Here is a 20137-nt window from a genome sequence, read left to right as displayed (position 1 = left end):
TTACCCCGCTTCATCGCTACTACGGACCCGGCCGCCACCTTCACACCTTCGGTCGACTTCCCGGGGTCACCGGTTATACGACCTACCTTCTTCCGGCGATTTCTCCCCGGGGTGAGGAAGGCTTCTCCAGTTGCTTAGCATGTCCTTGTCACCGTGCTGTCGCTTTCACCCCGCCGAAATGACCCGTCGTGTCAGTTAGCATTCGCCGGGTCATGCTGCCTTCGCCCCAAAACTGCGGGCTCGGCTTTCGGTGTTCAGCATTTTCGAGGCCACAACGCGTTTTCTTTCAGATACGGCCCGGTGACTCGCGATCTCCCCAAGGGAGTCTTTGTCGATAGGCTTCAAAGGTTCTATTTCTATCTCCTTTGCTATCCACACTACGGGGGTCTAACTTTTTCCCCGGCAGGACTAACTCCTGCTGAACATGCCAGCCTTCGCTGGACGCACAGTTCGGCATGCATATCCCGCTCAACCGCCAGAGCGTGCGCTTTAAGGCCGAGAGGATCGATCTGCCGTTATCGACGCTGGCCGACCAGGTCGGTCACGGGACCTTCGCCGTCACGCCGCTGTTCCAGCTGATCGAGCGTCATGTGCTTGCGGCCGAGCGCCTTCATGGCGACGACACCACCATCCGCATCCTGGCGAAGGGCAAGTGCACGACCGGCCGGATCTGGACGTATGTGCGGGATGATCGGCCCTTCGCCGGACCTGCGCCGCCGGCGGCGGTCTATTACGCCTCGGGCGACCGAAGGGGCGAACATCCCCAGAAGCATCTGGCCGTCTTCGGCGGTATCCTGCAGGCGGATTGCTATAGCGGCTTCGAGCCGTTGTTCGACCCAAAAAGGAAAGCGATGCCGATCACGCCGGCATTTTGCCTGGCCCATGCGCGGCGGGGCTTCTTCGAACTGGCTGACATCGAGAAAGCCGCCCGGGACGGACAGAAAGGCAAACCGGTCTCCCCGATCGCGCTGGAAGCGGTCAGGCGTCTTGACGCCCTGTTCGAGATCGAGCGCGCCATCAACGGCCGCAGTGCCGACGGCCGGCGCGCCGTGCGCCAGGAACAGAGCAAGCCGCTTCTCGACGACATGCACGACTGGCTGCTCCGCGAGCGGGAGACCCTGTCGAGCTCCTCCGAGGTCCTGAAGCCCATGAACTACATGCTCAGGCGCTGGGACGACTTCGCCCGCTTCCTCGACGACGGCAGGGTCTGCTTGACCAACAATTGCGCTGAACGCGCGTTGAGAGGCATCGCCTTGGGGCGGCGCAACTGGACCTTCGCTGGCAGCCAGCGCGGTGCCGATCGGGCCGCCATCATGCTGACGATGATCACGACCTGTCGCCTCAACGACGTCGATCCCAAGGCCTGGCTCGCCGACGTCCTCGCCCGGATCGCCGATCTTCCTACGTCGCGGCTGCACGAACTGCTGCCCTGGGAATGGAAGCTCCTGCGCCAAGCCAATCCCACCGATCAGCAAGCCGCCTGACCTTCACCCCGCCGATCATAGAACTAACTGTACCCGCGCGCATGCGTCAATCAGGCGGTCCTCGTGGTATGCGTACGCTCTTCCGGCGATGCCACCGTTGCTCGCTCGTGGCGGCGACTGAAAAAAGCAGGGAAATGACTGACCATACGACGGTGTATTGAAATCGTCTCCGCGGCGCCCGGCGCCATTGCAGTTGAAACGAAGAAGCTCCGACTTACTCGGATTGAGACGCTCAACGAAGAACGACAAGCCCCAGCATCTTTTGGAGGCCAAGGAGGCGTGATGCTGGGGCCGTCGTAGCCTGATGCTAGAGTAGCAAACAGGCGGCGTTGTTGTGCACCGCCCGGTTTGATTCGTCAAAGCGGCCGGGACGCTCAGCTCCCGTACATCCGGACCATCCGCGATCCGTTGAAGCTCGCCCGAAGAGTTTGCGCGCCAGTTCGCCGCGGGCAGGCAGGTGAAAGCACTGTGACACCGGGCGTATCGCCGCCAGCATCTGGTATATCTCCCGCCTGCAATAGTCAGCGGCCCAGCTTCTCGCCCGAGCGCCGATGTTCGCCAGGGCAGGGAATGGCAGCTTGCTTGTACGACGACCGACAATCCTCCGGATCGCCAGCCGATACCCCTCCCGTAAGAAGTGTTCTCTCCCCGGCTCCATCCTTGTGTAAGCTGGAGTTCGACGAGGCTCGGCGCAGCTCAGGCAATCCGCCGAGCCGGTCCGAAAGGCATGAACTCTGACGCCGAACGGCTCACCGGCGCAAGAAAACCAGCTCACTAGATCCCCAGTCGAGCCATCTGAGCTGAAGCGTGCTCCGGGTCGGGAAGGGGCTGCCATGGCTGGCCAGCGGCGGTGCTCAACAAGGACCTACAGAATGCGGGAGTGAGCTTGCCTCGGTGGATCACGACGTTCTCGTGCCCCTCGGCGGCTCGAGCGTTCTGCCAGTGCTGACTGTAGCCGCGCTGTTCGTCAGACTTGACGTGGCAAGCGGCGAATTCGCGATCGCCCAGCGTTGCCAATTGCCAGGCATGTACCGGCCGCTTGGTGTGGATGTGTACCCACATCGGCCTTGGCGTCGCGCCATTGCTCAGCGCCATGGGCTGTAGCTTGATTTCAAACAGCGTCCCTGGCTCTCCCTTCAAGGCGCGAGGTGGATCCACTGACGCCAGTTCCCCCGCTGCCCGTAACTGTACAAGGTATTTCTGCGATGGAAACGCATAGGTCTTCATGCAATCGCTCGTGATTGCTGCCTTTCGCGCGCTCAATGACTTTGCCTGCCCCTGAACCTCGGACCCCATCCTTTGAAGCCGGACTATCTTTTCGTGCACTTCGGGCACCTGCGCAGCGGTGAGCAGGCCCCGTCGGCGAGGCTCCTCCAGCGCGGCTACACAGGCCTCAATCTCGGAGGACTGCGTCTGCAAGCGCTTGATCACGCGATTCAGGACATGTTCGGCGTCGTCGGGCTTCATCTGGCGCGCTTGCGAGACGGCGCTTTGCTGAGCCCGCAGATCGAACTGCAGCAGCTCGTCCAATCGCTCAAGTAATCCCGGCAGTGCCTTCCTGGAGGGCGGAGCCTGCCACATCTGGAGGTGATCGGTCGCAGAGGATGACGCAGCTGCCTCCTCCGGCGTGGCGAGTTTCTTTGTACCGAGATCCGAGAGCACGATGACCTTGCCCGTCGCGGCCGCGGCGGCATCGGACCTTCCCAGTTGCGGCGCGGGCGGGCTGGCCGTCGAACTCCCCTCGCCCGCGGCTGCTCCGCGCTTTGCTTTGCCCTTTCTGCGCGCTGGAGTGCCTTCACCCACCAGGGCAGTGTTTTCAGGAAGCGCAGCCCAAGCCGGCGGTTCAATCGTCACTTCCGTCTTTGGCTGCAATGCCAGCAGCCGCATGACGTCGTTCGCCGTCACCCACGCTCCGTCCACGATCTCGCCAAGCAACTGCAAAGGAAGGTCAGCTTCCGTTCCAGCCTCCCTCAGGGGCTCAAGCATGCCCCTCAGTTGGGATGCAAATTCCGAAAGCCGTTCCATCACTCCTTCCAGAACGGCGCGGTGCTCGGCGTCGAGCACCGCTCCTCCGCGAACGGCCTCGCCCGTCGAAATAAATGCCGGAAAAACATCTTCAACAAAGGTCCCGAGCAGACGCACCTGCCCCCTCTCGTCCATGAGGGCGGCTCGCACGTCCGGTGCTAACGTGCTCGCTCGCGACTCAATCAAGAGCTGGGCGAGAGCGATGCGCGATTGCAGATACATGCACCTGGTATTGAGCGCCCAGCCCGTATTGAGCCTGAGTTGGCCCTCTTCGGTCTTGCGCATCTCGGGCGTGCTGCTTGGCAAGTGGGCAGTAGCCGCACAGACTGACTGCATCCGCTCGAAGCGCAACGCCTTCTTTCCCCACCAGTCCATGCAGGCAGCATACTGGTTCGCGACGCCCGCAACGACGCGGCTCAGCTGGTCGGGCGGAGCGGTGTCTTTGACCTCGTCGAGCAGGGCTTTTGCTTTCTTTCTCCTGTTCTCAAGTGGGTACAGAATCTCGGTGGCTACTTCGTTACATTGGTTGCCCGCATCCAGCGTGTTGTCGCGGAGCCGGCGAGCCTGATCGTCGGGCAGGATACGACGCGCCAAATTGGAAGGCAGATTCGCGTAATACTCCAGAACTGTTGAGCCTGCTTCGACCACTCGATCGATCAGCTCTTGCGCCTTTTCCGAGTTGCAGCGTTGCATGGCCGCTCGACGGCAAGTTTCAAACTTCTCAAGCAGGCTGTCCAAATTTCGCTTTGCGGCCTTGATCTCGTTGCGCGTTGGCGCCGCCATATCTGAAGCCGCAGTTCTGTCTTGAGGCCCGGAGCGCATCCGCTCCAGGACGGCATCGAAGGATTGACCGCGTTCCCCAGGGAAGAGACCAGGCTCCAGGCTCGAACGGCTCAATTCCCCGGCGCTGTCGGCTCCCGCCGCCTCACCCTGTGATGAATCAGCTCGGCCAATACCTTTCATACTTCATCTCCGAATAGTCGAGAGTGCGCAGCCTGTCTGGATAGGCCGCCTAGCTGACGACTAGCTGACCAAGAGCCATTCATCTGGATGCACAAGAAATAAGACCTCGCCTTGAGTTCCACTTCAATCGCAGCTTGGTCGTGTTGCTGAACTAGCCGCATCAGTGCCGGTGTGATCAGCTGAGACGTGACCGGCGTCCGACCTGCCCTACCCACGGAATAGTCCCTACCCGAACGCCTTGGCTCTATGCACGCGAGCTGGGCCAAGTCAAACGCTAGAGAGCAGCCAGGAACGCGCTCGCCTCCTGAACGGCGATTTTTGGCCAAGCAGAACTGGCCAGCGTATGTCGATCGGCAGACCTTCGCTCGCAACGCACGCGTCCCGCTATCCACTAAACAGACTTCGACCGAAGAGTTTACCAAGTCACCAGCCATCGACGGGTGTGCCGAGACGTCGGAGGCCATCAGCAACGACATTTTGCCCGTCGGAACTGAGCAGAATCGAGGTTGCGCAACTCCCTCAAACTATATCTCGCAAAAGCCGGGCCGCCGCCCAGGCCGGTTAAATCACACTCATAGAAATGTGGCAGCAAGCATATCGAGCACACCGAGCGTCACCCCGACCAGCGAATTGGGTGTCCGCACGTCTCTAAAGAGCAGAAAGGTGAGTATCGGCTCCACTACCAGAATAGCTCCCACTATTTCGCGGCAATGATCCAGATATTCTTCATATGCATGTGGCGAAGCGCTTATCTGAAAATGAGGTAGATGCCACCGAAGGATATCAGGAGAAACATCGGCCACAGGCATTGCCAAATTACTGCCGGTCTTCCCCAGGGAGCTTGAGGTAATCAACTCGGGGAATATCCAAATCGCTTCTCCAAGGAAAATCGCTGCAACCCGCTACAATCTTCAGCATCAATTCATCGGCCTCCACGTTCCGGCTATACAAGGCAACCCGAACAGGCGGCATCGGAGTTGCCGTTGAGGCCCTTTCGGCATCTCAGGCGTTTGCAAGTCGAGACGCGCGCCTGACATGTCGCTTCTCACGGGGACTTCAAACGTCTGCCCGGTCGATCAGTAGTTGCCCACTAAAAATGCTTCGCGTCGATCGAGCCATCTGCGCAGATTGAACATTAGTTCAGATCAATCCACCCTGACCGCGCACCGGCGGCCGGGGACTGGCGCGACCAGGCCTACGCTTCAATCCGCACGGGGAGAGCCGAATAGCCGTGCACGAAGTTAGATGCAATTCGCTCGGGTTCGCCGACGACCTCGATCTCCAGTCTCGCATCCAAGATCTCTTCCCAGAGGACTCTCAACTGCAGTTCGGCAAGATGTCGACCAAGACAGCGATGGATTCCGAATCCGAACGAGAGGTGCTGCCGCACATTCTTCCGGTCGATCACGAAACTGTTGGCGTTCTCAATGATCTCTTCGTCTCTGTTGCCGGAGATGTACCACATGACGACCTTGTCGCCTTTCCGGATCTGTTTCCCGCCTACGATGCTGTCGACCGCGGCAGTGCGGCGCATATGCGCGATCGGTGTCTGGTATCGGATAATCTCGGACACGGCGCTCGAGACCAGCTTGGGATTGTCGGCTAGTTTTCGCAGTTCGGAGGGGTACTGGCTCATGAACAGGAGGCCGCCGGTAATCGAGTTGCGCGTCGTATCATTTCCCCCCACGATCAGCAGAATCAGATTCCCGAGAAACTCACTCGGCTTCATATGGCGTGTGGCGGGCGAATGCGCCATCAAGGAAATCAGGTCGAGGCGCGGCTCGGCATTAATGCGCTCGTTCCAAAGCCCTGTAAAATAGTCCAGACATTCTGATAAGATTGTGCTTCGCTTGTCCCAGCTGTCGATCGCATGGCCTGCTTTCGGAGTTGTAACAGCTACGTCTGACCAATAGGTCAGTAGTCGCCGATCCTCAAATGGAAAGTCGAAGAGCGTGGCGAGCATTTGCGTCGTCAACTCTATCGAGACCATGTCTACCCAATTGAAGGCTTCATTGCGCGGCAAGCCATCGAGAATCGCCCTGACCCGAGAGCGGATCAAGGTTTCGAGCTTCGTCAGGCTTTCCGGTCCGACGATCGGGCTCACGGTATTGCGCTGCTCGGCGTGCTTGGGAGGCCCCATCTTGATGAAACTCTGGGTCCAGTGTTTATCAGGCACGTCGACAATAGTGACACCTTGCTTTGATGAGAATGCTTTGTGGTTTGTGTCTATCGCTACGATGTCCCGATACTTCGTCACGGACCAATATGGACCGTGGGGGCTGTCTTTGCAGTAGTGAATGGGATCTTCTCTTCGCAACCGGTCAAAGAAACCCCATATGCTATCGTCTTGAAAGCGCCTGCCTTCGCTTACATCCAGCTCGCTCAGCGGGATAATGTCATCTGCTTTATGATCTTCTGATCGCCTGCTCATGATCATCTCCGCAGATTTTGCTCCCGAGAGGTTACAGATCTAGGGTCACGATTCACCGTTCGAGCTGCCGTGAGCGTTTGGCTGCGACGGGCCGCCCGACCAGACTATCTCAAAGCGCGGCTGGCCTAGCCCTACCACGTCGGGCAGTAAGGATCGTATTGACTTTCCGACCCGATCTACTCAATCACTGAGAGCTGTCACCACGAGCTGGACGACGGCTGTGCGGGAGACAACATCCGATCGAATACACACTCCCAAGGTCGCCAGCCATTTTGCGACCTCTCACTGTCGTTTCGAGTCCAGGGAGACCAATTGAGGCGGCTCGGCAGTCTGCCGCCCATCGTGATCTTGGCCGAGGCACCCCAAAGCGGCGAAGCTGGAAGGGGCAATCCTCTCTTGCATAGTAGTTCCCGCATTGGGTGTCCTGTGGGGTAACCTGAGAAAGAGGGCGGTGCGAGGAGGCTCTGAAATGCGGACGCGAGCAGGTGCAGGTAAGGTCCGCAGGTCTGCAAGGTGAGCGCCGGAGAGGCTTCAAACCTGATGCGGTGTCCGGCCTGGAAGGCTCGGACACTGTAAAATGGAGGCTGAAGCCTTGCACCGAAACGCTGCAGGAACCGTTTCGGTCGAGAAACGTGGGAGGCGGGGCAAATCGGAGCGACCGCGCATGACGGAGCACCGTCCCGACTAGTCGCCGAAGCCGAACGCCTTCGCGTCAGGTCGAGCAGCAAAACCTGGGGCAGCCCGCCCGAGGCAAATGTGCGAACAGCACGTCAGAGTGAGACCGGCGCTCAAATGCGCCGATTCGCTGAGATCTCCCGCCGCATGATCAAGTCGAGAGCTTTTCCCGCCTAGATAGCTGCGTTAAGAGATCCTCTCTTTAGTAGTGGAGGAAGTGATGAGCCATGACCGGATCGTTACGGCGGCCATCATCGCCGTTGGCGCTCTCAACACGGTGCTCGCAGCGATAGCGCTCTTGTCGTTCTGAGCAGCGCAATTTTCTCATGCGACAAGAGGCCATCTCGATTGGCGGCCTCTTTCATTCACGCAGCGTCTCCGCGTATGGCCCGATCGCGTATACGGAACGCGGTCTCCGCTTGGTCCGCTTCGTGGCGCCAAGGATCATGCAGCCTATCTTCTTTTCAGCCCGCCGGTTCGAAATCGTGAGTAGGTCATCCGGTACCGGGTCTAGCGGCTTCGGGGTACCCGTCCACCGCACCCGTTAAGAGAGTAGTTACCACTCACTGTCAGCATTTCCATATTAGGTCGCCATAGGCGGCAGCCAATCTGAGAACGTCTGATTTTCCGACACGCCCGGTTAGCGGTCTCTTTCAGGAGAGGCCCAATGTTCAAGGGCTTCACGGTGGCAGTTGCGGCGCTGATTTCCACAGCGCAACTGGATCAATACCTCACGCACGGTCGGTACACCGACGCGGCGATCGCTATGCTCCGGCACATCAGGCATGGGTTTGGCTTTTGAGAAACCGGAACGCATCTGGAAAGCAATTCACGGGTTGATCTCGATGCGGAGGAGCAACGCGCCATAGCCATATTGGGAGCTGGGCTTTGTGTCGAGCTGTGTGACCTGCTTGCTCTCCTGAGCTTGAGGCAGCTCGGTCTGATCGGAGTCTGCGATTTGAAAGCTGCCGCGCACGAGTTACGGAGGCGCGTTGTCTTGAGCGAACTCGGGTAACGATCAGGTGATGATCAGATGATAAAAGTGCGGATCTAACATGACGGTGCGCGACAAGACGTTCTCACCGCGCCGATTTTTAGGTCCTCAGGGGGCTAAGGGCTGGATGGGGTCGACAACGGAAGGGGCCGGCTCTGGTTGGGATTAATTGGGCGGTCAATTTGACCAAAGAGCAAGCCGATCGCCTCGCGGAGATTGAGTTGACGAGCACGAGCGGGACTAGCGTAAGCCCGGTCAGAGCCTAGACAGCGAGACGGATGAGTGGACATCCTCTTCATCTTGCCGATCAACGCCGAAAAGACATACCGACACCGCCCGCCTAGCATGCTTCCTTCTTTGGACAGACTGATCTCGCGAACCGCCATCTCGCCCACAGCAAGAGCGTCAGTCACTCCAGGACTATGAACCTCAATCACTCTTTTGCGATCAGTCGCAGTTTGGATCGCCATGATCGACTCGACCAAGCCAAGCTTCCTAAGAGCGCAGTTCAAGCCAGACTCGAAAAGGTGTTGTTGGTCACGAGCGAAATTGATGCCGGAAATCAGGCGCGAGATCGGCATAGCTGCGCTCCCGTGCTTGATCTGGCGGAAGCACAAAGAGTCTCTCAGACGCTGAAATAAGTCACGGACCCGCGATGATGTTTGTGGGCTGCACCTCCAGGAAATAGCAGTCATGGGACTCATAGTGCCGATCTCCATAGTAACACTTCGTCTCTAGGCGCAAAGTATTGACCATCCAGTCAGCACCGCTTCGGAGCCGAGTTTATGCTTAGGCGTTGCCGACAGATGCGCCTTCCTTCCGACGTGTCCGCTTTGGGCTGAAACCGGCAACCTCAACCCGAGCAGATGTCTTCCGCTTGGCCCTCGTCAGCCGACATTGCGTTATTGGTTCAAGCCCTAGATCATTTCCCTTTTGCCAACTCGAAAGCTACGAACGTAATACCCCTGTCGCTGAACGGCCGACTTTACCTCGTCGCTGACTTTGAGAACTCTAGTTCTGCTCTTGTGCCATTTATTGGAAGAGTAAAGTGCGGGCATCTCAGAAGCGTTGCTTATGACGAGGAAGTCCCGCTTGTTATTACGAATAGACATCAAACATGTCACCCTCGCAGAAATGTCGAGTAGAGCAAATATGTTTGGTAACGACCGTGTCAGCTGTAGTGCGCTGGGCCCCCGAGCGGGTGGTAGTCTGGGATGCCTGCTGGTTAGACTTCGCACCCAGTGAATGTCGGGGAAATGTTAGCGCGCCAACCGATCAGCTCAGATTTCTTTTTGCATGCTGTTTCCATGCCAGGCCAGTGTACTAGTTCCGTGAAGGCCATGCGGTGAATAATGGTCTAGCTACGAGTGCTTAGGCAGATCGATCCAGAGATCCGGAGCACCATTTAGGAGGGTATCCTGATCTGGAACATAGATACTATCGAAAACCCTCAGGCCGTGAGCCGTTGCCGCGCCAATAATGATGAAAGGGAGCTTGACCTGCTCTAGATCTTCGAAGCTGTCACCGCCGACAATCCGAAGATAATCGAATTTAAACCGTCGGAACTTTATGTGAGATGCAGCCGACGCTACAAGGTCCTTGACGCTCGACGCTCCTCGGACGATCTCTTCCCTTAAATGGTTGAGTGCCGTGAAGAGGCATGACAGCTCATCAAGCTCAGACCGGCTAAATCGCCTTAAGCGCGACGAAATCGGCACTCCATTCTTGTATCTCACGGTCGGCACAAACCTTATCTCGCAATCGAGAAGGAGGTCTGCAACGGCGCGCTTCACCAGGATCGCCTGACCGATATCTTTCAGGCCGAAGTAGCTGCGAGTTGGCCGCGCATAGCAGATCCAGCGGACCGCACCGGTCAGGGCTTCCTTCAAGCACGCCTCAGGCCCATCTAAACGCAAATGATAGTCACCTTGCGATACGAACGTTCGATAGCCAGGCGGAAACATTTCGGTGTCGCTCGAGGAAATCACGGCAGTCGCTCCCGAACGTAGGGCAAGTCCAATATCATCGTCCAAATTGAAATTGTAGCTCCCACCTGGTCTAAGCTGGATCTTGTTCGGGTACACTGTGACAATCGCGACGTCATTCTCCAAGGCCGCTCTTCTGATCAGTTCTGCATGCCCAAGATGCAGGGCGCCCAGAGTGTGTACTGTGCCAATGGTCTGACCTGTTCTTGCGACCTCCCGGATGAACGCCTTGCCTGCGGAAAGACCTGCCAGATGCATGTTCTTACTCCAGTTTCCTTGAACGCAAAAAGAGTGGAGCGCTTGGATCTCGGAAGATGCGCGGCGGGGGCATCCTGTGTGGGCCGCGCACGCAGACGAGCTCCAAAGAGCTTCAACGCCCGCTTACAGTCGAATGACCGCATCAAACTGATCTAAGCTCATGGGCACTGTAGCTCCCTCTGTTCTTGCGGTTTTCAAAGGAGTCAGGTTGACCCTTCTCGACCACGTCGCATCAACGATGAGAGTTCAGCCAGATAGTTCGATGACTCGTTCAGCTGATCCCCCTCCAGAGCGACCTGCAGTCCCCGACAACGGTCGGCAAAAAACGGTGGTTATCTTAGCGCCTAAAAAGTCGACCTTCACGAAGCTGGCCTGGAATGGCGATATCCCACTCAGGTTCGCATCGCGCAGGGACGATTGGTTCATGCGAACGTATGCGGCCCGCGTTGCCTCCAGGTTGCTATCGGTCATACCCGCGGCGAGATATGCCTGAACGAGATTGGAGCCTTCGAGATTTGCGTGACCCAATGCCATTGATTGCGGCGGATCACCGGTGATCATCGACCTGTAGAGGTAAGCCTGTGATAGGTCCGCATGTTCGAGATCGCAGTCGCGCACAAAGGCGCAGCGGCCGCGAAAACCGGTGAGTTTGGCGGCTCGCATTGTGCTCTCTGTTATCGAAATGCTCTCACCTGATGCCTGAGATAGGTCCGCTCCGTCCAGCTGACAGGAATGAATAGATGCACTGTTGAGCACAGCACCGACGAGGTTCGCGTCGGACAGGCCTACGGACAGAAGCCGCGCCTCGGTGAGGTCTGCCTGTTCCAGCTCAGCGCTCGCGAGATTTGACAGGTGAAGATCAGCGAATGGGGCGCTCAGGGCTCTCGCCCGAATCCGCCCGCTCACCTTTGAGAGTCTCAGATACGGAAGATGAGCACCTTCCAAGACAAGACCATCGATGGAGGTGGGACGCACGATCGATAAGCAGTCTCCCTTTGAGTGGAAGAACGAGCAATCCGCCAGATGCGTCTTCGTGATAGCGACTTGGCTCAGCTTAGCAAAGCGGAAGGAAGCGGAAGGAAGGAAGCATTCATTGATAGTTGACCCTTGCAGTTCCGCGCCATCGAATACAGCATTACTCGCGTCGCACTGATAAAGGAGAAGCCCGCTGAGCATCGCGTTGTCAAAGCGTGTTCTTTTCATACTGCAACCATGAAATAGGCTGCCGGTTGCATCAATTAAATTGCGCAGACTGGCGTCATCGAAGTTGCAGACCTGCGCTGCCATGGCGTGCATATAGGCAAAATCAAGCTTGGCCCCGAGGAAACTTGCCCGCTCTAGCCCCGGACGGGGAAATGGATGACCCAGAACCTTGGCGGCCTCCACATACCCTGTCCCTTTGATGGCAAGCATCTGGCCCCTGATCATGCGCGCATAGCCTGGCGCTGTGCCGATTCCGACAGCTATGACCTCAGTCAATAGGGACGGGCCAAAAACGGTCACGAACACAAGGGCGAGCAAGAGCGTGGGAATCGCAAAGAGCACGTCGACAATCCGGCTGAGGATGCTATCGACTACGCCACCAGAAAGCGCTGCGGCGACGCCGATAACGATCGCAATGAACATGCTCAGCGCCGTTGCGCCAAGTCCGATGGCGAGGGATTGGCCCGTCCCCTCGACTATTCGAGAGTAAAGATCTCGCCCCAATTGATCAGTTCCCAACCAATGAATGATCGACGGAGACTGCAATGACGATCTCAAATCTATAGCGAGCGGATCGTGCGTCTGCAGTACCTTTGGGGCCATAGCCGCGAAGGCAAAGAGGCCAATTATTATAAGAGAGACGGTAACCCGGAAGGGAACATGGCGCGTGATTGCCAGGACTTCTTTGAGCGAACGAGATATGCTGACTTCGGCGAACATGCTCATGTCAACTTGAACCTCGGATCGACCAGCCGGTAAGTCAGATCGACGATCAAATTGGCAAGAGCGAATACGCCCGCAGAGATCAAAACAGCTCCCGAGACAATCGGAACGTCTCTCGAGGACGTTGCAGCGACGAGGACTCCACCTAGGCCTTGACGGGCGAAAACCACCTCGATCAAAATCGCGCCCGAAAGAAGTTTGCCGAGCGCCCAGCCTGACAAAGTAATCCCGGGCAATGCGGCGTGGCGGAGGACATGGCGAAGCCTGACGCCAAAATCACTCATACCTCGGGCCCGCGCGGACGTGACGAAGGGCTGCTCGAGCACGCGCGTGAACTCGTTCTGAACGACTTGTCCAAAAAAGCCCGACAGTTCAAGAGCCAACGCAAGTGTCGGGAGAATGAGCCCGACCGGGGAATTTCCACCGATGACCGGAAGAATGCGCAGCTTTACCGCAAAAACAACCAGCAAAATTGTGGCCAGCCAGTAAGGCGGCACTGTTGCCAAAAAGACTTGCGTGTCATTGAGCAGCTTCGACCATATGTTGTCTCTGCCGGCGATGAACAAGGTTGTCAGGATGGCGATAATCCATGCAATCAGCAGCGCGGCGACCGCCAGAATAATCGTAGGCCCAATCTGATCCGCGATGATCCCTGCGACAGGCCGATGCTGCTGGTAGGATTCACCAAGATCTCCATGCAGGATTCCCAGCATGTATTTTCCGTATTGAACCACGAGTGGTTGATCAAAGCCGTATTTCGCATTGATCGCCGCGAGTTCTGCCGCGGACGCCGGCCCGACGTTGCCACTTGTCACATTAATGATGATCTGGGCGCGATCGCCAGGCATCACACACTGAATTAAGAACGCAAACGTTGCGGCAGCCCACACCACCACCACGCCGGCCAATATCCGGCGCGTGAACCAAACAATGGCATGATGGGTTGCTATCTTCATGGCATCATTTCTTGTCGTCAAAATGGGCATCATAGAAGACAGGTTCGCCAACTGACCCACGGTCCAGCCAGACGTCTTTCAGGGTCGGCTTGGTCGCCAAAGTTACGTCCAGGACAGTAAGGCCAATAACGGGTGCCTCATCCACGATCTTCCGTTCCGCCTGCTGATAAAGGGCGGTACGTTCAGCTCCATTGAAATTCTGTTCCGCCTTTCGAATGATGTCCCAAAGCATCAGATCCTGGTAGCGCGAGGGATTGAAGCGATTGGGCTCGCCATTCTGATCGGGCTTCCACGAGATCCGGAATATCTCAGCGCCGGGGGCAACCCAATAGAGGAGAACGACCTCATAATCATCGGGTCCGAGGTTTTTCGCGGCGAAGAAGTCAGCCGGATTGGTGGGTTGAAGACGTACGTCAAAACCGGCCGCCCGTCCCTGCTGCTGGACAACTTGCAAGGCTTGCTCGCCATCCGGCTTGAGAAAAGCGTACGAATAGGAAATGCGCACGATGAGCGGACGACCGTTCTTGACACGAACGCCCGTAGGATTGCGCTCAGTCCAACCCGCCTGATCAAGCAGCTGATTGGCCTTGCGAATATCGTACCCATAGGACTGCCCGAGTTCAGGCAGGTATTCCGGCGAGCTCTGACTTAGCGCACCGTTGCCCTCGAACGGTAAAGAGCCGAGGAAGGATGTGTCGACCGCGGCCTTTCGGTCAGTAGAATAGGCAAAGGCCCTGCGGACGAGCACGTCGTCAAATGGGGGCCGGGCCGTATACAATGCGAGGCGCAGGGGGGTGTCCCCCGTCAGGTGCCGTAATACTGGAAAGCGGAAGTTGGCGTCCTTCCATGCGACAGCCGGAATATCGTATATGGCATCGGTCTCCCCCGCGATCAGCGAGCCGTATCGGACAGTCTGATCTGGCAGAAACTTCCAACTGATCCCGTCAACGTAAGCCGGCCCCTGATGTCTGGCGGTGGCCGGCGCCGAATTGTATTCGGGATTGCGGCGGAAGGTGACTTCTCGCCCATGGTGCCACTTGTCGACAATGAATGGACCTGAACCGACGGGGTTCTCGCAATTGACCGCAAGTCCACGTTTGAGTGCCGATGGCGAGAGAATGCCTTGTGAGGATTGGGCGAACACGTTCAGCAAGGGCTGGAACGGCACCTTCAATTTTACTTCCAATCTCAGAGGAGCAATTGCCCTCGCCGATTCGAAGCTCTCGCCGAGATAAGGAGCGGCAGTCGGATTGCGAAGATCGGGGTCATTGCTGAGCCACCCGTTGATATTGTCAGCGATGGCCTGCGCATCGAGGGCGCTCCCGTCAGTGAACTTTACATTCGGCTTTATCTCGAATGTGTACACCTTTTTGTCGTCGGAGATGGTCCAAGACTCGGCCAGCCATGGCAAAATCTTGCCGTCCTCGTCGCGCGCAACCAGATTATCGCTGTACTGGCGTTGCAGATACCATTGCTGCACCCATCCTCCGAACAGGCAGGCAGGCTCTTGAAAATGCCCGTAACGAATAACGCCTCCTCGCTTGACGCTGCCGGCCAAGCCTTCCTGCGCATGAACGCTGGGCGCCAATTGGGACAGGCCCAAGAGCATGACAAGGGTAGCCGCCAGTGTTCTTGCTTGACGGTTGGACTTGCCAGTGAAGCGCCTCGCTGACCGCGCATTGGCTAAATGCATATCCAGGCTCCAGAGATTTGGTGTTGAGGAAGCGTCAGAGCGGTGAGCTAGCTGTGGCTCGTGCCGGCTCGAACGGAGTAGAAATGCCGAAATGCTCTCGCAGTGTCTGTCCCAGATATTCTTTGCGAAACAGCCCGCGCTTCTGCAGGATGGGAACTACATTGTCGACAAACGCTGAAGTGCCATCGGTGAGAACATCCGGAATGATGTTGAAACCATCGACCGCGCCGGCGCGGAACCATGCCTCAATCGAATCCGCGATCTGCTCGGGTGCACCCACAAGCAAGCGGTGGCCAAAAGCTTGAACGCTGCTGATGATCTCGCGAACCGTCCGACCTTGACGCGCCAGAGCTTCAATCGTGCGATGGTGACCGACAGAAAACGGAACATGATCTGCATCAGGCAGAATCTCCTCCGGGATTGGCCTCTCGAGGCTGAGCTTCTCGACCGCCACACCCATGCTTCTTGCAAGGGCGCCGAGGGCGCGCTCCAGATCGAGCAGTCCATCAAGGTTTTCTTTGCGACGAGCCGCCTCGTCCTCGGTGCCCCCGATACAGGTGACAAGGCCCGGCAGGATGAGCGGAGCCGCAGGGCGGCCGAATTGCCGAGAGAGCGCACGCAGGCGCTCTGCCTCCCTCAGAGCCGTCGTCAAGTCCCCGGCGGCCGCAAACACGACATCTGCACTGCGGGCACCAAGCCATAGTCCGGGATCCGAACCGCCCGCCTGAACGATGACTGGGTGACCTTGGGGCGAAGCGGGATGCGTCAGTGGGCCTCGGATGCCGAAACTATTGGTATCGGGATCCAGGAGGCGGAATTGACTCTGATCTGCGTAAACTCCCGCAGCCTGATCGGCGATGACCACCTCGCCGCTCCAGCTCAGCCAGAGAGCGCGGACCGTTTCAACGAAGTCCTCGGCCCGTCTGTAGCGATCCACTCGCCCGACTTCTCGACCGCCAAAGTTTGCTACCGTCGCCGGGCTCGACGTCGTGACTGCGTTCCAGGCAACGCGGCCACCGCTGATGACCTCGAGCGATTGGAAACGCCGAGCGAGATTGTATGGTTCATTGTAGGTCGTCGACGCTGTCGCGATCAGGCCAATCCGCTGCGTTTCGCGTGCAATCACCGCAAGAACGAGGGTAGGTTCGAGCCCATTCAGCGGTGGCTGGTGCGTAATGTCGAAACTTATCGCGGGAGTATCGGCGAGGAATACAGCATCCAGCAGACCACGCTCCGCAACCTTCGCAGCCCGGACGTAGTGCTCGACATCGAAAAAGGCGCTTGGATTTGTACCTGGCCAGCGCCACGCGGCGGAATGGCCACCAGCGCCATGAAGATTTAGGCCGAGATGAAGCATGGAGTTAACCGAAGACATCACAACCCCTAATGCGGCGGCCTCTGAGCCAGTTGGTGGGCGTTGAGGACAAATCAGCGACCACCCTGCCCTTTCGCGCAAGCTCACGCTCAATGTGCGCCGGGCAACCGATTTGAGGCATGGATAACAAACCGTCGGCTGATGTTAGAGGGCTCTCCCCGAAGAAGATTCGGGTACGTGCTATGATGTTCTGCGCGCAGGCGCAGCCCAAAAGAGCTTCGACAACGGTGGTCGCCGATTGACGCTGTCGTGACAGCCAGTTTCCAGCGGCTAGTTGATCCCACACGAGTACACTCACATCTGCGCTCCAGAATTCATCAAGGCCAGCTGCTTCTCAGGAAGGTGTTCTGATGCCCATTCGCGATCGGAACGTTTGGACTCGCGACCGGGCGAGCAAGGATCGATTAGAGGATTTTTAGAGGGCGAAACCACGCAAACGCAATAGTTGAGTATTTCAATCTACTATCGTCTGTTGGCATCCCCTTCTATTGCGAAGTCTATCTGTCCATCGCTTAGCCCAAATGGTCTCTGATCAGGCTCCCCGAACATGCGCTGCGTGATTGCAGCGACTTTAATTGGCAGCGCCGGCTCAAAGCGAGGGACATGAATGTTGATGCGCTCGAGAACACAAACAGATTAGGCGAGACATTGCTGATCAGCCGCATGCTGCCCCGTTGCAAAGCGACATCCGATCAATAAGGCCGGGCCAAGCCAACCATCTAATAATGCGATGAAACATTCTAGATTATAGATGCCTAAAGCATTGCTTGGACGCTGAGCTTTGTTCTGCAGCACCGTGGCGCCTGCTGCATTCGAGGATGCTGCGGATCTTCGCGTGATTGTCTTGCAGGCGCCGCATGTTCTCGCTTTTTCCATCGGTATGATGACCGACGCGACTTTGGAAGAATGCCGTCCCCGAGGCCGCCTTCGTGAGCGCGCCCCGCTATGTGCACGGGACTCAGTTACTTGTGAACACAAAGGCCCTGGAGCATCAAACACCCGGAGCATCAACGTTCACGAAATCACTCAGTTGGGTATCGGAGCGCGTCACTTACCGGCAGATGAGGTCGGGCGCGCCTCTCGTGATGAATCGCAGGCTATCAGCTTCATCAATGCCGGTTCGAACCGTCTGGCTAGCCTCGAGGTCTGCGGCCACCTCCGGCGAGAAAGATCACGGACGACACGCTCCGCGCCAGCATGGTGGACGACCGCAGCCCCGGCGTTCTGACCTAAGCCATCGCCGTCCTGCCACTAGCAACAGAAATGCAACCCTTGGAGCGCCAAGAGCCGCCTCCTTCGGCCATCCGGGCTGGTCGCTTTGGATCGACCCAAGAAGACTGATGCTAGCCACATTTTCATGCGTCGGTGCCTGAGATCTATCGCTACTTTGACCGGAACCGCGCCGGGGTTCGGAGATGGCAAGGAGGGGCCGATACGACCGACCGCGGAGATTGCCCTGGATCTTTTTGTTCTGCTGCGCCTGCAGGTCACACTAAAAGGCTTGTGCGGCGATATGTTTGTAAGGCGCGACCAACGTTGTGGTGCATTGTGTGGCGCATCGGCTGCAAGCGTCAACGCGCCGTTTTTCTTTTCCGAACTGAGGCGCCCGTGCGCCAGTTCTTGCCGCCGCGGGTTCTATGCACCCGAATCGTTTGTGGCCCAGTCAAGCTCTGGTTGGCAGTTCAACGTCTCGCGGCCGCACAGCGTTTTAATGTTGTCAGTTAAGCCATTACCCATGTGTTGCGGATGCCCGAATCGAAATCGCACGCCCGGCTCTTGTTTTACGGCCAGCGCCCCGGCGCACCGACGCGAGGTCTCGTTTCAGCAGTCCCGACAGAGGAATAAGCTTCACGCCACCCCGGCCCGGACACGAGCCCGACGGCTGCGGCCAGACTCAGCTGTTCGGATCCAGCTAGCACCTTGAAGAGCATTTCAAGGAGATCCACTCGGAGCCGATGCAAGCTGGCCCAGGCATACTTCTCCACGCCGCTCAAGCTCACCGATAGCAGCGCTTCCGCCGCGCTGCTTCTCCCCGGACCTTCACACGGCCCTGCCGTGGAGCGGATAGCGACGATGGCCGTATCTCCCAAACTCTGCTCTGCATGAACAACAGGCTCGCGGGGGTAGTCGGAAAGGACCCCGCGTTTTCTTCAAGCGCTGAGTCTGGTCAGCTGTTCGACAGCTAAGCCTTCTAGCATCGCAGCATCTTTATCCGGACGGCAGGCCGACTTGATGGCCCAAGCTCTGGAACAGAAGAATGACTTGGATCGGCGGTCAGTCCGACCCGTATGCCCTCAACACACCGATCGGTTCGAGAACCGGAGCCGGTGCGTTTTATCGACATTGCGGGCGTCTCGGTTTCTGATCCTTATCGGATCAACTTCGTACGAATGATAGTGACAAGGCTACCAAAGGGAGACCGACATGGACCCATTTGAGGACGTCAACCGATCCGAGGCTCGGATGAATTACCTCGAGCCTCAACAGGAAGAGATAGCGCAAGCAGATTTTGAGCAGCGGCTTAGAGAGTCTCAGCCAATCCTCGCAGCATTGGCTTCACCTGGGGCCGGATCGAGCCGGACGGTAACGGACGGTAACAAGAGAGCGCAAGGTATCCCGGAGAATGAACGCTGCACGGCTGCATCCTTTGTCAGAACACGCGCTCAACTTGCCGCAACGCTGACGTGCGCTAACATTGCGGAACTCAGAAGAGAAATCGAACTCGCTGCGCAAAGATCAGCAAAATGGTCACGAGCGAGTGGATTGTCAGTCGACCGCGTGGACAGTGGCCGCGTTTACGATGACGTGGTGGGATCGTCATACGTGGAGCTGGAGCGCTTTCAAAACCACGCCAGCCATTGCAAGCCACATGCGTTGGACCGTCAAAGCGCGATGGCCCATTTGCGTTCCATGGCGGCTTTGCGTTATGAGGCCGCCCCCTGGAATATCTGGGGAGGCCAACGACTTGATCTGGGTCGCACAGCGGCAGAGCACATGAGGGGAGGTACCAGTTCTTCGCCTTTTGTGTCACTGTCTGAGGAGGCCTCACAACTGCTCCTTTCGCCGGACGATGACAACGAGTATGGCGCCAAAGCAATCGCGGAAAACGCGAATGAGTTGCACACCTACACGGTCCCGAGAGTCACAACATGGACGGCGGAAGACATCGTCAGTATTCTCGAGGACGGGACTGAGAATGACGAACCCGCTCTGGCTTGGGTGAGCGATACCCCAACTGAGGAGCGTGAGGTACTATTTCTCGGCGGGAACCTGGATGACTATCGGACCGCTAGCGCATCTAATCCATACAAAACGTCAGGAACAAACGACTGAGTGGTACAGGCCTCGGAAAGGGTGACTTGCCTTTTACGA

General features: G+C 57.6%; 9 protein-coding genes and 1 pseudogene. 3 read left to right on the top strand and 7 right to left on the bottom strand.

What is annotated here, in order from left to right:
• Positions 1-446: 446 nt before the first annotated feature.
• Positions 447-1484 (top strand): annotated as a pseudogene (tnpC, locus tag N2604_RS06355) (IS66 family transposase); the annotation flags it as partial.
• 774 nt (positions 1485-2258) lie between these two features.
• Here tnpC and N2604_RS06350 read toward each other — a convergent pair.
• Positions 2259-4472 (bottom strand): hypothetical protein, encoded by a 2214-nt coding sequence (locus N2604_RS06350; protein WP_260374200.1) that lies wholly within the window; start codon positions 4470-4472, stop codon positions 2259-2261.
• A gap of 1195 nt (positions 4473-5667) precedes the next feature.
• Positions 5668-6903: a cytochrome P450 gene (locus N2604_RS06345; RefSeq protein ID WP_124163636.1), complete on the bottom strand. Its 1236-nt coding sequence runs from the start codon at positions 6901-6903 to the stop codon at positions 5668-5670.
• 1342 nt (positions 6904-8245) lie between these two features.
• Between N2604_RS06345 and N2604_RS06340 the strand changes: the two genes are divergently transcribed.
• Entirely contained in the window at positions 8246-8380 is a 135-nt protein-coding gene (locus tag N2604_RS06340) for a hypothetical protein (protein ID WP_260374199.1), read from the top strand.
• A 1553-nt stretch (positions 8381-9933) separates the two neighbouring features.
• Here the strand turns inward: N2604_RS06340 and N2604_RS06330 are convergent.
• The 5 genes from N2604_RS06330 to N2604_RS06310 form a co-directional block, all read right to left on the bottom strand.
• Complete coding sequence (locus N2604_RS06330) at positions 9934-10815, bottom strand: pantoate--beta-alanine ligase (RefSeq protein ID WP_158671515.1); 882 nt, start codon at positions 10813-10815, stop codon at positions 9934-9936.
• Between the two features lie 246 nt (positions 10816-11061).
• A complete protein-coding gene (locus tag N2604_RS06325; RefSeq protein WP_245454660.1) occupies positions 11062-12744 on the bottom strand; it encodes a pentapeptide repeat-containing protein in 1683 nt (560 codons plus the stop codon).
• The gene (locus N2604_RS06320) at positions 12741-13697 is read right to left on the bottom strand and encodes an ABC transporter permease (RefSeq protein ID WP_245334162.1); all 957 of its coding nucleotides are present in this window, start codon (positions 13695-13697) and stop codon (positions 12741-12743) included. The genes N2604_RS06325 and N2604_RS06320 overlap by 4 nt, the downstream gene beginning before the upstream one ends.
• 4 nt (positions 13698-13701) lie before the next feature.
• Positions 13702-15390 carry an ABC transporter substrate-binding protein gene (locus tag N2604_RS06315; RefSeq protein WP_158671517.1) on the bottom strand — a complete coding sequence of 563 codons (1689 nt, stop codon included), beginning with the start codon at positions 15388-15390 and terminating at the stop codon, positions 13702-13704.
• A 34-nt stretch (positions 15391-15424) separates the two neighbouring features.
• Complete coding sequence (locus N2604_RS06310) at positions 15425-16765, bottom strand: NtaA/DmoA family FMN-dependent monooxygenase (RefSeq protein ID WP_036032050.1); 1341 nt, start codon at positions 16763-16765, stop codon at positions 15425-15427.
• Positions 16766-19189: 2424 nt separating this feature from the next.
• Here N2604_RS06310 and N2604_RS06305 point away from each other — a divergent pair.
• Entirely contained in the window at positions 19190-20098 is a 909-nt protein-coding gene (locus tag N2604_RS06305; RefSeq protein WP_199763297.1) for a hypothetical protein, read from the top strand.
• The last annotated feature ends 39 nt before the right edge of the window (positions 20099-20137 follow it).

This window comes from Bradyrhizobium sp. CB1015, assembly GCF_025200925.1.
GTDB lineage: Bacteria > Pseudomonadota > Alphaproteobacteria > Rhizobiales > Xanthobacteraceae > Bradyrhizobium.
The sequence above is the reverse complement of the archived record's forward strand: the minus strand, read 5'-3'. Positions and strand labels throughout refer to the sequence as shown.

Bases quoted from the DNA above. Each gene is read 5' to 3' on its own strand.
- N2604_RS06345 (WP_124163636.1), bottom strand. From the start codon at position 6,903: ATGAGCAGGCGATCAGAAGATCATAAAGCAGATGACATTATCCCGCTG.
- N2604_RS06310 (WP_036032050.1), bottom strand. From the start codon at position 16,765: ATGTCTTCGGTTAACTCCATGCTTCATCTCGGCCTAAATCTTCATGGC.
- N2604_RS06325 (WP_245454660.1), bottom strand. From the start codon at position 12,744: ATGAGCATGTTCGCCGAAGTCAGCATATCTCGTTCGCTCAAAGAAGTC.
- N2604_RS06305 (WP_199763297.1), top strand. From the start codon at position 19,190: ATGGACCCATTTGAGGACGTCAACCGATCCGAGGCTCGGATGAATTAC.
- N2604_RS06340 (WP_260374199.1), top strand. From the start codon at position 8,246: ATGTTCAAGGGCTTCACGGTGGCAGTTGCGGCGCTGATTTCCACAGCG.
- N2604_RS06330 (WP_158671515.1), bottom strand. From the start codon at position 10,815: ATGCATCTGGCAGGTCTTTCCGCAGGCAAGGCGTTCATCCGGGAGGTC.
- N2604_RS06350 (WP_260374200.1), bottom strand. From the start codon at position 4,472: ATGAAAGGTATTGGCCGAGCTGATTCATCACAGGGTGAGGCGGCGGGA.
- N2604_RS06315 (WP_158671517.1), bottom strand. From the start codon at position 15,390: ATGCATTTAGCCAATGCGCGGTCAGCGAGGCGCTTCACTGGCAAGTCC.
- N2604_RS06320 (WP_245334162.1), bottom strand. From the start codon at position 13,697: ATGAAGATAGCAACCCATCATGCCATTGTTTGGTTCACGCGCCGGATA.